General features: G+C 64.7%; 11 protein-coding genes and 1 tRNA gene. 8 read left to right on the top strand and 4 right to left on the bottom strand.

Annotation, left to right across the window (positions count from 1 at the left end; translation table 11 throughout):
- Positions 1–283: 283 nt before the first annotated feature.
- Positions 284–3,193 (bottom strand): sensor histidine kinase, encoded by a 2,910-nt coding sequence (locus AB4099_RS17210; RefSeq protein ID WP_441478923.1) that lies wholly within the window; start codon positions 3,191–3,193, stop codon positions 284–286.
- Positions 3,194–3,409: 216 nt separating this feature from the next.
- On the opposite strand from AB4099_RS17210, the gene AB4099_RS17205 reads away from it, so the two are divergent.
- The 6 genes from AB4099_RS17205 to AB4099_RS17180 all read left to right on the top strand — a co-directional run bounded on the left by AB4099_RS17205 (position 3,410) and on the right by AB4099_RS17180 (position 8,159).
- Positions 3,410–3,805 (top strand): phasin, encoded by a 396-nt coding sequence (locus tag AB4099_RS17205; RefSeq protein ID WP_441478922.1) that lies wholly within the window; start codon positions 3,410–3,412, stop codon positions 3,803–3,805.
- A 101-nt stretch (positions 3,806–3,906) separates the two neighbouring features.
- The gene (locus AB4099_RS17200; RefSeq protein ID WP_441478921.1) at positions 3,907–5,163 is read left to right on the top strand and encodes a hypothetical protein; all 1,257 of its coding nucleotides are present in this window, start codon (positions 3,907–3,909) and stop codon (positions 5,161–5,163) included.
- 150 nt (positions 5,164–5,313) lie between these two features.
- Positions 5,314–5,390: transfer RNA gene (locus AB4099_RS17195), tRNA-His, on the top strand.
- 1,394 nt (positions 5,391–6,784) lie between these two features.
- Positions 6,785–7,141: an HdeA/HdeB family chaperone gene (locus AB4099_RS17190; protein WP_113515453.1), complete on the top strand. Its 357-nt coding sequence runs from the start codon at positions 6,785–6,787 to the stop codon at positions 7,139–7,141.
- Between the two features lie 225 nt (positions 7,142–7,366).
- Complete coding sequence (locus AB4099_RS17185; protein WP_043233104.1) at positions 7,367–7,795, top strand: Hsp20 family protein; 429 nt, start codon at positions 7,367–7,369, stop codon at positions 7,793–7,795.
- 97 nt (positions 7,796–7,892) lie between these two features.
- Positions 7,893–8,159 (top strand): BQ00720 family protein, encoded by a 267-nt coding sequence (locus AB4099_RS17180; RefSeq protein WP_113515454.1) that lies wholly within the window; start codon positions 7,893–7,895, stop codon positions 8,157–8,159.
- Positions 8,160–8,169: 10 nt separating this feature from the next.
- Here AB4099_RS17180 and AB4099_RS17175 read toward each other — a convergent pair whose 3' ends face one another.
- The gene (locus AB4099_RS17175) at positions 8,170–8,943 is read right to left on the bottom strand and encodes an alpha/beta hydrolase (protein WP_441478920.1); all 774 of its coding nucleotides are present in this window, start codon (positions 8,941–8,943) and stop codon (positions 8,170–8,172) included.
- A gap of 112 nt (positions 8,944–9,055) precedes the next feature.
- On the opposite strand from AB4099_RS17175, the gene AB4099_RS17170 reads away from it, so the two are divergent.
- Positions 9,056–10,273: a glycosyltransferase family 4 protein gene (locus AB4099_RS17170; protein ID WP_441478919.1), complete on the top strand. Its 1,218-nt coding sequence runs from the start codon at positions 9,056–9,058 to the stop codon at positions 10,271–10,273.
- Positions 10,274–10,380: 107 nt separating this feature from the next.
- Positions 10,381–10,923 (top strand): translation initiation factor IF-3, encoded by a 543-nt coding sequence (gene infC, locus AB4099_RS17165; protein WP_069877443.1) that lies wholly within the window; start codon positions 10,381–10,383, stop codon positions 10,921–10,923.
- 92 nt (positions 10,924–11,015) lie between these two features.
- On the opposite strand, the gene AB4099_RS17160 is transcribed toward infC, so the two are convergent.
- The gene (locus AB4099_RS17160; RefSeq protein WP_441478918.1) at positions 11,016–11,309 is read right to left on the bottom strand and encodes a GYD domain-containing protein; all 294 of its coding nucleotides are present in this window, start codon (positions 11,307–11,309) and stop codon (positions 11,016–11,018) included.
- 200 nt (positions 11,310–11,509) lie between these two features.
- A complete protein-coding gene (locus tag AB4099_RS17155) occupies positions 11,510–12,115 on the bottom strand; it encodes a TetR/AcrR family transcriptional regulator (protein WP_113515457.1) in 606 nt (201 codons plus the stop codon).
- Between the last annotated feature and the right edge of the window lie 28 nt (positions 12,116–12,143).

The raw sequence follows: 12,143 nt of genomic DNA, 5'->3' as shown, positions 1-12,143 counted from the left end.
TCAGCGCGGTCTGCATTTCTTCCGGCGAGAACCATGGCAGACTGAATGTACTCGCATCACCCTTGGGAATTTGCCCAGGGGGCGGATATTCCGGCCAGAATATCGCCGCAAGGGGAAAGTCCAGGCGCACCGATTCGGGGCTGGTGCCTTCGGGGGCAGAGTTGCTCCGAATATCGGAGCTTAGGCGCGCAAGACGACAGTAAAGTAAAGGGCGTGCCGGGCAGCTTCCGCTGCGACAAGGCGGCGCGCCCCCCCCCAGGGGCAAGCCGAAAGCGCGCGGGCTTCAGCCCGCCAGTACGCGCTGCGGTGGGAAGGTGATCTCGACCAGCGTGCCTTCCTTCTTGACGCTGGTGATGGTCATCGCCGCGCGGTTGGCTTCGACCAGAGCCTTGGTCAGCGGCAGGCCAAGGCCCGTGCCTCCCGCGCGTCGCGTCGTTGGCACCTGGCGGAACGGTTCCAGCGCCATTGCGATTTCGCTGTCGTCCATGCCGATGCCGGTATCGCGGACCCGCAGGATCGCCTCGCCCTGATCGCCAAGGGCTGTCGAGACGATGACCTGCCCGCCGGCATCGGTGAACTTCACCGCATTGGAGAGCAGATTGATCACGATCTGGCGGATCGAACGTTGATCGGCCACGACCGGCGGCAGCTTGGGCGAGAGTCCGGAGCGCAGCACCACGCGCCCACGTTGCGCCTCCGGCTGCAGCAGATTGACGACGGACAGCGCGATCTCATTCAGATTGACGCTGACGAAGTCGAGATCGAGCTTGCCGGCCTCGATCTTGGCGAGGTCGAGCAAGTCGTTGACGAGGCTTATGACATAGCCGCCCGACTGGTGGATGTCGCGGAGGTATTCCTTGTAGCGTTCATTGGCGATGGGCCCGAAACGCTCCTCGGCCATGACTTCGGCGAAGCCGATGATCGCGTTCAGCGGTGTACGGATCTCATGGCTGATCTTGGCAAGCACGTCCGATTTCTGGGCGCTGGCCTTCTCTGCCGCCTTGCGGGCCTCGACCAATTCGCCTTCGGTCTTCTTCCAGGCGGTAATGTCGCGCAGCACGGCGCAGAAGCGCCGCTCAGCGCCATCGGCGATCTGGCCCATGGTCATGAACAGCGGAATGCGGCCGCCCTGACGCACGCGCGCCATGACTTCGCGCCCGTCATTCATCACCGAGGCCACGCCGCCGCCCTTGAGTCCTTCGAGGTAATCGAGGGCAGGAGCGTGGCTCTCCGGAGCGAAGAGCAGCGTGAACAATTCGCCTGAGACCTCACGCTGGTCGTAACCGAACAGGGCCTCCGCGGTCTTGTTGAGCGAGAGAATACGGCCGCGCTCATCCACGGTGACGACGCCGTCCGTTGCGGTATCGAGCACCGCGATCATCTCGCTGATCCGGGCTTCACGGGCGTCGATGTCGAGCCGCAGCGCGTCGACGCGCGCCGCAATCTCGGCCTCCTCGGCCTCGAACTCGGCTGCGAGCTCTGCGTCCTCAGCCTCTTCCTCGGTCAGTACCTTGATCTCGCCACCGCCGTCGGGATGACGGAAGGCCATCAGCGTCGCGGGCTCGCCTTGCCACGAGACGCTCGACAGGCGGGCATCGACACTGACGAGATGGCCCGTCCGGTCGACGAGGATCATGGTGCCGCCATCGGAGCGGGCGGCTCCCTTGATCATGCGGCTGATGCCGCCGCCGGAGCTCAAGTCGGCGAGATCCGCGTAGTCGAGCAGATCGAGCAGCGTGCGATTGGCATAGAGCGCTTCGTCACCGCGATTGACCAGGACTGCAACGGGCAGGCGGTCGAGCACATCGGCATGCGAATTAGGCAGGCGTGGCCGACCCGCAGCTGCGGAGGGCGCGTCGACCGCCGGCGCGGGTTCGGAAATCGGAGAAGCTGCAACCGCAGGCGGCTCGGATTCGGCTGCCGCGGTGCCGTTCGGCTTCGTCGGCTCGGCCGCCGGCAGGTCGAAGCGGCTGGCTTCGTCGTTCAGGCGCAGCGGGGCCGCCGGTGGCAGCCGGGGCTCGTTCTCGTCGTCTCCGGCAATGCGGGCGCCGAGCGCCTTGGCAATCTCGCGGAAAGCGTTGCGTTCAGCGGAGGTCAGCAGCGCCTTCGAGGGTTCGAGCAGCGGTCTGACCGTTGTGAGATGACCGTTCCTAAGCGGCACGACATTGGCGCCGGCCTCGTTCGGGGGCGGAGTTTCAGTGCGAGCCGCCGGCGTCGGCTGCGTGGCCGGAACGTCGGTGCCGATCTCGGGGGCTTCGCCCTCGTTTGCGCTGTCGGTCGGCTCTGCGACGAGCGGCGCGGACCCAATCTCGTCGGAGGCTGGGGCAGGGGGCACTGGTGCTGAAGCAGGCACAGAGCCGTCCGACGCATCGGTGGGCAGCGGGAATGGCTCGCGCTCGGTCATGCGGGCGAGACCAAAACCACGGAAACCTGCAAGATCACGCTTCGCATCGAGAACAGGCACGCCGGAAAGCTCGACCCGGACCCCTTCGGCGAGACCAGCAGTCCGCCATAGGACCGGGTGTCCGCTCCAGGTGGTGGCGGAGGCCAGTCGCTGGATCAGGCTGCCCTCGCGGTCGAGCAGATCGCGATCGATCAGCTCCAGCCAGCTGCGGCCGATCAGGCCGGCGGCAGCATCGCTCCCGATGATCTCTGCGATATCGGGCGAAAGGCTCGTGAAGCGGCCGTCAGCGTCGCTTTGCCAGACGAAACGCACGGTCGCGCGCTTCGGTGCAGCGGTTGCCGGCGCTGGAGAAGCGACGGTTGCGGCCGGGGCAGATGGCGCCACGACACTTGCTGTCGGCGGAACCGTAATGCCGAGTCGGCGCAACTCCGACGGAGCGACGGCGATCGCAAGGATCTGTTGCCCCTCTGGTCCCGTCACTAATTTGCAGCCGCATGTCACTAGCGTGGCAGTGAAGCCGGGCGTCAGCCGGAGGCGTTCAAGGCGCAGATGATCCCGCGGAGCGAGCCCGCCGGCGAGCAGCGCCAGCCTGTTGCGCGTTGGTGTGGGCAAGGAGGTGCCATCGGCATGCTGGCCGAGCAGTGCTTCGGCGCCCGCGTTGACAAAGCCGACCCGGGAAGTCTTCTGGTCCCAGAGCATCAAGGCGCCGTCCGCAATGAAGGGCGCCAGCGCTGCGTCTTTCGCTGCGTCTGTTCCCTGCATCGCCCAATCCTGCCCGGGTTCGCTCATTCCCATCCGCTCGTTCGGTCTGCGCCGATATGGCTAACAAAGCCTTAATAGCGGGCAAATGACTGCAAATCCATGGAACTGATCAAGGCTCTCCCGCGTCTGATCGAAACAGCGTTAACGTAGCGGGGTCACGCGATTGTCATTGCGTCGCAATAATGATATTGCAGTGCACAATCGAGTGGTAAACCAAGCCATCCACAGCCAGGAGGATAACCCATGACCGGCAAGACGCCTTATGAAGTGCCGACCGAGATGCGCGAGTTCGCCGAGCGCAGCGTCGAGCAGGCCCGCAAGGCCTTCGATGGCTTCATCGGCGCGGCCCACAAGGCAGTGGACGGTGCGCATGGTTCGGCCGAGTCCGCACGCGTCAACGCTCAGGACGTGACCCGCAAGGCCATGACTTATGCCGAGAGCAATGTCGCCGCCGCCTTCGACCTCGCCCAGAAGCTGGTCAAGTCGAAGGACCTGACAGAGGTCCTGCAGCATCAGTCCGAATTCCTGAAATCGCAGGTTGCGGCTCTCCAGGGCCAGCTCAAGGATCTGGGCGTTGCTGCCCAGGAGGTTGCGGCCAAGGCTGCCGAGACCGCTGCCAAGGCGACCAAGGTGAAGTGAACCGCCAGCGGCGCCGCACTGCGCTGCTCCGCGCGACTTGAGGCCACTGGCGCCGGGCCAGCGCTCGGCGCCACCCGTTAGCTCGCTGAAGGAGAATGACGATGGCTAAGCCTGTTCCGCCAAAGATCGGGTCCAAGGCTCCGATCAGTCTCGCTTCCGTCAAGGCTCTCCCCGGCGAGGCGCCGACCGAGCCGAAGGTCGCGCCGGCAATCCCGGCGGCGACCGGCCCCGTGGTCGGGGCGCCTTCTGCCAGTTCCGCTGCCGTGGCCTCTGCCCCGGTTTCCGCGCGTGTCAATTCCGCCTCGGCGCCGACGGAACCCGTTGCGGTTGCGCCCGTCAAGCCGGCGCCCGGGCCCATCGTTGCCCAACCGGCAGGTCCCGTTGCCGCCGTACCACCGGCGGCTGCTGTCGTGGCCAAGCCAGTTGAGCCGTTGAAGGACACCGTCAAGCCTACGGTCGCGCCCGTCCAGGCTGCGAGCGCTGTGCCACCTCCCAAGGTTGCCGCTGTCCCCGCCGCCGCCGTGCCATCGGCGGCCGCGACCAAGCCGGTTGAGCCGCTGAAGGGCACTGTCAAGCCTCCGGCCGCGCCGCTCCAGGCCGCGAGCGCTGTGCCACCCGCCAAGGTCGCCGCTGTCCCCGCCGCCGCCGTGCCGTCGGCGGCCGTGACCAAGCCGGTCGAGCCGCTGAAGGGCGCCGTCAAGCCGCCGGCCGCGCCGCTCCAGGCCGCCAGAGCCGTGCCTCCCGCCAAGCTCGCCGCTGCCCCGGTCGCGGCGCCAGTCGCGCCCGCTGCGAAGCCCGGGGTGGCGCGCCAGCCTGCGGCGCCCGCGGCCAAGGCCAAGCCGTCGACCAAGGTTCGTGTCGCAAAGCAGGTGACCAGAAAGCCGGCTGCCGCTGCCAAGGCGGTTTCGGCCGCGGCCGCCAGCCAGCCGGCCGCTATCCTCAAATCGGCAGCGGAAGTCAGCGCCGCCGTCGTGAAGACCGGGACGGAAGCCGCGAAGAAGGCGACAGCGACCGTCTCCGTAGATGTTCGCAAGCTTGCCAGCGCGGTCCAGCCCGTCGCGGCCGCTGTGCCGCCGCTCCCGCGCCCGCCGGAATTTGCGACGCTGACAGCGTCGACCTGGCTGGCCCAGATGCTTGCCGCCGCACGCGTGGTCGGCGCGCTGCAGGCGAAGGTTCTCGACCATGCCTGTACCGAACTGAAAGCGGCGCTGAGCGAGGCAGAGACCCTCGCCAGGACGGACAATCCCGCCGACGCCGTGGTGATTCACGCCAAGGCGCTCCGCCGCGGCTATGAGGCCTATTCCGCCCATGTGACGGATCTGGCACGTACTGCGCAGGCCGTTTTGCGGCGGGATTGAAGGGGCAAACGACGGTGCGCTGGATTTCGTGTGGTGCGGTGCATTTCGGCGGTTGCAATCGCGCCGCGACGGCACTAGGTTCCGCGCCGCCGGCCAGTTCGCATCCTTGCGCGGTCTGGCAGGGCGCCCGAAGGGCGCCGAGAGTGCCGTGCAGCCATAGCTCAGTTGGTTAGAGCGCTAGATTGTGGATCTAGAGGTCCCCCGTTCAAGCCGGGGTGGCTGTACCATTCCTCCCCGTTGAAAACCATCGATCGTGTCGGAGGCGTGTCCGGTTGGACTGCCTCGCCTGTCGGGGCTCGGTGCGGATTTGAGCGACCCGACGCGCGGGCTCCCGGGTCTCCCCTTCGAAGCCGCCGCAATTCGAGGCGGTGCCGTCCAGATGAAGCGGCGAAGCCGCTCCATCGTAGAAGCGGCCTGGCGCGGCACCATCCATTGCGGGATGGGACGTCAGCGCCCCAGTGGCCTGCTCAGCGGCCGGTGCGGGCCTTCAGGCGTTTGGTGCCATCAACGTCCGCGCGCTTGTGGTGGGGCTCGGCACGGTCGGCACGGGCGCGTAGCGGGGCAGGGTGTCGGTGTCTGCCAAAGGCGTCGACATGCTGCGGCACCGGGCGAGGCCGATCCGCCGTCAACGCCCTCGCGTGATCTGCGCCGCAGCCGCCGTCAGCATGGGCTATCCTCTGGTGCGGCGCGCGTCAAATAGACCGGCGACGCGCATTTCGATGGTGGCTCACAGGCGCCACATTCCGGACGCGGGAATCCCATTTTCGACTCGGGTGTCGGTGGTGTCGGTGATGTCATCGGTCCTTCCGTCGAAGTAGATGTGATGTTATCCTTCCCAGCGCTTGTTATCTTCAAAGTCCCGGGGACCTGAAATGACAAAAGTTAAACTTGCGATTTTCACAATGGCGACGGTCGGAATCGCCTTCACCGGTCTTGCCGCGACAACGGCTCCCGCAAATGCTGTCATTTATTGCAGCTATATCGGTTATCCCGCCGGGTGCGTCGCGCGGCCCGGCGTTCGTCTCGTTGCTCGGCCCGTTGGGGTCGGTGCCGTGACAGCGCCTCGTCCGGGGAATCGCAATGGTGGGGTCAACAGGGTCGGCGTCCGTCGCTAGCGCCTAATTCTGTTTTCACGAGCCATCAGAGCCTTCGCTGATCGTTCAGCAACCGCCGGGCGTTTTTGAACGTCCTCAGGTTCCTCAACGATCGGCAGAGGGCGTGTTCGTGCGCCGCCGCGGCAGACCTCCGAGCGGCGCGTCATTCGTGGCGGCGTCCGGTGTTCCGCTTAGAGTTTCTCCCTCGATTCCAGATTGAAATGGGATAGCCCAAGATTTGATGTCTGGCCCTCGGATGGCAGATTTAAAGTTCGCTTCGCTCCGAATACGGCTTGTGCGACCGAAGTAGATCAGTCCAATGTTGTGGCGTCGCTCGTACATGCCAAAGAGAGTGACGTCTTGGGCTCGCAAGCAGGCACGATAACAAGCCGATTTTATCGCCATTTGGGCCGCGAAAGAATAAGGATTGGCGAATACTGAAATCGAGAAAACCTGCTGATGAGCTTTTGACGGTTTAGTCTGGCATCGCCCCCATTTTCAATCCCTGGATAATGAAGGAACGAACCATGCGCAGCCTCGCCTTTGCCACCGCAGCTTTCATCGCCTTCGCCGCAACCGGCGCAAATGCACAGGTTGAGCTGAAAACCTACGCCGACGCGAACGGTTACATCGATGTCCAGAAACTGACCTGTGCCCAGCTGGCCGGTACGTTCCAGCAAGACGCCGATCTTCTGACGACCTGGTATAGCGGCTGGTACAATGGTCTTGGCAAAAAGCACTTCATCAACGTCGCGCGGGCCAGGGAGGCCGAGCACGAGACCATTGTCTACTGCAAGGCCAACCCAAAGGTGACAATCATCAAGGCGATGGGCCTGGTGTTCGACAAGATGCGCAAGGAGCGTGGCATCGTCCTCGCCAAATGATGCGGGGGGCGAACCGGCGCTCCTGATCGCCCTCGCGCGGCGTCGCGATTTGGCCGAGTGACGCCCTGTCGACGCCGCGCTTGTGGGCTGAGCTTTCGACGGTCTTGAACCCGTTGCTGGCGATTGCCATATCACCATCAAGCGGAAGGGCTTCGCCTTCCGCCTGCGGAGTGCTGCGCCAGCGGGCTTCGATCGAGAGACGAGGCGCCTTTCGAGGGCTTCTGCATGACGCGTACGCCTAGCCTGTCCCATCCCTTCCTGCTTGGGTTCGATGATATCGAACGTGCGCTGGACCGGGTCGCGAAAGGCGCAAGCGAAGGATATCCACCCTACAACATCGAGCGGATGCCGCGCACGGAGGATGAGCCGGATCGTCTCCGGATCACGCTTGCCGTGGCGGGGTTCTCGCGAGACCAGCTTGAGATCACGCTGGAAGAGAATCAGCTCACCATTCGTGGCCGGCAGAGCGACGACAAGAGCAGGCAGTTCCTGCATCGCGGCATCGCGGCGCGTCAGTTTCAACGCTCCTTTCTGCTGGCTGACGGAATGCAGGTTCTCGGGGCGGACTTGTCGAATGGCCTGCTCGCCATTGATTTGGTCAGGCCGGAACCGGAGCGGCTCATCAGGCGTATTGATATTATCAGTCGCGATTGAGCCCAAGGTCGGAACGAAGGCTTCGCGGTTGTGCTTTCGTTCATGATCTGGTGATCAACATAAGAACCGCCATTCGCACTGCTCAAAGGAGGGCGCGATGACTGAAGAAACCAATGTTATTCGTACAGCGCCGCTGACCCAGGCAGAATTCGCTGCACTTGGGACAGGCGAAGTCGCCTATCTCAAGCCGATGAGTTCCGAGGAGTTGCTGCGCATCTTTCCGCAGGCTCCGGAAATCCAGCCGGGCCTCAAGCTCTTCGCGCTGCTCTCCGCCGATGGCGCGCCGATCCTGGTCACCGATTCCCGGGAAGCCGCGACCGCCAATGCCTGGGAGCACGACCTGCGGATGGTCAGCTTGCATTGAACTGCGAGCGTCAGGCGGTGGCGATCTCCGCCACCGCAGCCTGCAGTTTCGCAATGTCCAGCGGCGTCGAGAGCCGGTGATCGCCGTCCTTGATCAAGGTCAGCGTCACGGGATCGCCGCTCAGATGTTCCACCAGCTTGATCGCGTGCTGCCAGGGCACGTCGGGGTCCTGCATCCCCTGAAGGATATGGACGGGGCAACCCGTCCTGATCTCGCCGCCGAAGAGGAGATGGCTACGGCCATCCTCGATCAGCGCCCGCGTGATCGGCGTCGGCTCCGGCGAATAGGCGGATGGGCGCTGCCAGACCCCGTCGCGCAGGATCGTCTCGCGAATCGCTGGCGGCATCTGAGCCCACATCAGTTCTTCGGAGAAATCCACGGCGGGCGCGATCAGCACCATGCCGGCAGGAGCAAGAGTGGTGCCGCGCAGTCTCCGGGCGGCGAGCAACGCAATCCAGCCTCCCATCGACGAGCCGACCAGGACCGGCGGGGCCTCGCAGCGCGCGGCAATGACGGCGAGGGTGTCCTCCAGCCAATGCGACAAGGTCCAGAGGCTGAAATCGCCACCGGTTTCGCCATGTCCGGAATAGTCGAAGCGCAGGAAGGCGCGTCCGCTACGGCTTGCCCATTGCGCGAGTGCGTCAGCCTTGGTCGCACGCATGTCGGAGCGAAAGCCGCCGAGCCAGACCACGGGATGTCCTGTTCCCGGCTGCTCCAGAAAGGCGATCCGGCGGCCGTCCGCGCCATTGCCGACATCAAGCCATTGCGGGGCAGGCTGCTCCACCTGAAATCTCCTGTGACGAATCTGTCCTGTGAGGGCATTATAGGCTGGGATCGGCCCTGCGGGTTGTCATACTGTGCGCCTCCGATCCGAGAGATTTTTTGAAACGGTGAACATGTCCTTGCGGTCAGGCGCGCATCCCTCGCTGCCTTCGACGGATAATCATCCCCTGAGCGGGCGGACCATCCTGCAGATCATCCCCGATCTCGAGGCAGGTGGAGCCGAGCGTACGACGGTGGATATTGCCCAGGGGCTGACCGAAGCCGGAGCGCGCGCGCTCGTGGCGACCGAAGGCGGTCGCCTTGTGGCCGAGCTGCAGGCAAAGGGCGGCGTCTGGCTGCCGTTCCCGGCTGCTTCGAAGAACCCGGTGACGATGGCGCTCAATGTGCGCAAGCTCGTGCTGCTCTGCCGACGGGAGCGCGTCGAGCTAATTCACGCCCGTTCGCGTGCGCCGGCCTGGGTTGCGCTTGCCGCAGCGCGTGCGCTCAAGCTGCCCTTCGTCACCACCTATCATGGCTCCTATGCCAGCCGCTCGGCGGTGAAGACGCAGTATAATTCGGTCATGGCGCGCGGCGACGTGGTGATCGCAAATTCCCGTTACACGGCCGATCTGATTCTGGCGAAGCACGGCTTTGCGCGTGACCGCATCCGCGTCGTCCATCGCGGTACCAATTTCTCGGCCTTCGCGCCGTCCGCGGTCGGGCCCGAGCGGATCCAGGCCTTGCGTCGCGCCTGGGGCGTCGAGCCCCATCAACGCATCGTGCTCTTGCCGGGTCGACTGACCGGCTGGAAGGGCCATCGTGTGCTGATCGAGGCGGCTCGCCTCCTGCGCGAGGGCGGCGACAACGATACCGCCTTCATCTTTGCCGGCGATCATCAGGGCCGCGATGGCTATGTCAGGGAACTCGACCAGGCCATCACCAAGGCCGGGCTCGAAGAACAGGTCAAGCGCGTCGGTCATTGCACCGATATGCCGGCGGCCCTGCTCGCAGCAGCGGTCGTTACTGTGCCCTCGACCGAACCGGAGGCCTTCGGCCGCGTCGCGGTCGAGGCGCAAGCCATGGGTATTCCGGTCGTGGTCTCCGATCTCGGTGCTGTTCCCGAAACCGTGCTCGCCCCGCCGCAGACGGCTCCCGGCGAGCGCACGGGCTGGCGCGTGCCGCCGGGCGATGCATCTGCTCTGGCTGCGGGCCTCAAGGAGGCGCTGGCGCTGCGTCCCTCGGCGCGCGACGCGCTGGCCCGCCGCGCCCGCCTCCATGTCGAGCAGCACTTTTCGCTCGAGAACATGGTCAGCGAAACCCTCGACGTCTATTGCGCCTTGCTTGGGCGCTAGGCGCTGTACTTGAGCGGGTGTTGCCGTGTTTGCATTGACAATGCCCGACTTTATGCAATGTGTCTGATCAACGGTGCCGACAGCACCATTCATAGGAGAATACAGCCATTCGCCGTCCGTTCCGCGCTGCCCCAACCCCGACCAAAGACGGCCCGCGTTCCAACCGCGACATCCGCGGTGTCCGTGAGGTTCAGCTCATTGACGATACCGGCGCCAACCGTGGCGTTGTGTCGTTCTTCGAGGCTCTGAAGATTGCCGAGGATGCCGGTCTCGACCTGGTCGAGATCGCCCCCAATTCAGTGCCTCCTGTCTGCAAGATTCTCGACTACGGCCGCTTCCGCTTTCTGGAGCAGAAGAAGGCCGCCGAGGCGCGCAAGAAGCAGCGCACCATCGAGATCAAGGAGATCAAGCTTCGGCCGGGCATCGACAAGCACGACTACGACGTCAAGATGAAGGCCATGCACGGCTTCTTCGAGGAGGGCGACAAGGTCAAGGTGACCCTGCGCTTCCGCGGTCGCGAAATGGCGCACCAGGACCTCGGCGTGAAGGTACTCGAGCGGGTCAAGGCTGATCTTGTCGATGTTGCCAAGGTCGAGAGCGACTGGCAACTCGAAGGCCGCCAGATGGTGATGGTCCTGGCGCCGAAATAGTCGCCAGGAGCGCCGTGCCTCGGAATCAGGTTGAGACAAGGCCCGGTCGCTTCAGCCGGGCCTTGTCTCGTTGGCCCCCCTGATCCGCCGTCTCAGCTGATGGAACGAATGATCTCGCGATAGGCAGCTTCGGGAAATGCCTTCAGCGTTTGCGTTCTCACATTCCCGTGCATTGCCAGTTGCAGGCAGAAGCGTGCCAGCACGGCATCGTCGGGTGCCTCGCAGACGATGACCATGTCGTATTTCCCCATCGTCATGAAGAAGGCCTTGAAGTCGCCGCCCATGTCGCGCAGCAGCTTCCTGGCCGTATCGAGGCGGGTGGGCGAGTCCTTGACGTTGCGCGCACCCTGGTCGGTCCAGTTGGTCAGCAGGATATAGGTCGTCATCACGCTTCTCCCTGGCTGGGCCCGGCCCTTGCGTCGGAAGCGTCATGCGGCGGCCCGATCGTCGCCGCTCGGTCTAGGATGGGATATTGCGCCATCCTCCGGGCCTCTGGCGCCAGTCTAGCACGCCCGTAAGGGGGGCGCGGCAGAACTTCTCGGCCAATTATAGGGAGCGGCGGGCGAGGCGCTGGAGGATCAAGCCCTTAATCAATCATGGCAGGGCGAAGCAGCAATCCGTCCAGCATGGCATCGAAGGCCGCGATCGCCCGGTGCGACGCGGTCTGCGGATCCTCGGCATGGGCGATCCACTGCGCGGCATGCAGCGTCGCTCCGGCGATCAAGCGGGCAGCCGCCTCCGGATCGATCGCGCGCAGGGTCGTATCCTCGACAAGGCTATCGAGGCTGGCGGTCATAGAGCGGATACAGGCGCTCTGCGTTGGCCAGTTCCAGGGATCACCGAGAACGGCTGGCCCATCGCGCAGGACGATGCGCTGAATCTCCGGCTCCAGGGCCATCTCGATATAGGCGGTGCACTCGTCGCGAAAGCCGGCCCATGCATCTGCTGCGCTGGTGGAAACGATGCGAAGGCGCTCGTTCATTTCATCGTCGATCTCGGCGATCACGGCCCTGAGCAGGCCTTTCTTGTCACCGAAGTGATGGTAGAGCGCCCCGCGAGTCAGTCCGACTGCGGCGGTCAGTTCATCCATCGAGGCGTCGGCATAGCCCACGGTGCCGAAGGCATGGCGCGCCGCGCCGAGGAGCTTGGCTCGCGTCTCGGCGATCATCTCCGTGCGTGGTCTGCGAGCCATCCATGTTCCCTTCGCATACGCGGCGTAT

This window comes from Allobosea sp. 2KB_26 (genome assembly GCF_052115715.1).
Lineage (GTDB): Bacteria > Pseudomonadota > Alphaproteobacteria > Rhizobiales > Beijerinckiaceae > Allobosea.
Note: the sequence above shows the minus strand (reverse complement) of the source record. Positions and strands in the feature narration are given on the sequence as shown.

Coding starts and splice junctions, on each gene's coding strand:
- AB4099_RS17210 (WP_441478923.1), bottom strand. CDS start 3,193: ATGAGCGAACCCGGGCAGGATTGGGCGATGCAGGGAACAGACGCAGCG.
- AB4099_RS17205 (WP_441478922.1), top strand. CDS start 3,410: ATGACCGGCAAGACGCCTTATGAAGTGCCGACCGAGATGCGCGAGTTC.
- AB4099_RS17200 (WP_441478921.1), top strand. CDS start 3,907: ATGGCTAAGCCTGTTCCGCCAAAGATCGGGTCCAAGGCTCCGATCAGT.
- AB4099_RS17190 (WP_113515453.1), top strand. CDS start 6,785: ATGCGCAGCCTCGCCTTTGCCACCGCAGCTTTCATCGCCTTCGCCGCA.
- AB4099_RS17185 (WP_043233104.1), top strand. CDS start 7,367: ATGACGCGTACGCCTAGCCTGTCCCATCCCTTCCTGCTTGGGTTCGAT.
- AB4099_RS17180 (WP_113515454.1), top strand. CDS start 7,893: ATGACTGAAGAAACCAATGTTATTCGTACAGCGCCGCTGACCCAGGCA.
- AB4099_RS17170 (WP_441478919.1), top strand. CDS start 9,056: ATGTCCTTGCGGTCAGGCGCGCATCCCTCGCTGCCTTCGACGGATAAT.
- AB4099_RS17160 (WP_441478918.1), bottom strand. CDS start 11,309: ATGACGACCTATATCCTGCTGACCAACTGGACCGACCAGGGTGCGCGC.
- AB4099_RS17155 (WP_113515457.1), bottom strand. CDS start 12,115: ATGGCTCGCAGACCACGCACGGAGATGATCGCCGAGACGCGAGCCAAG.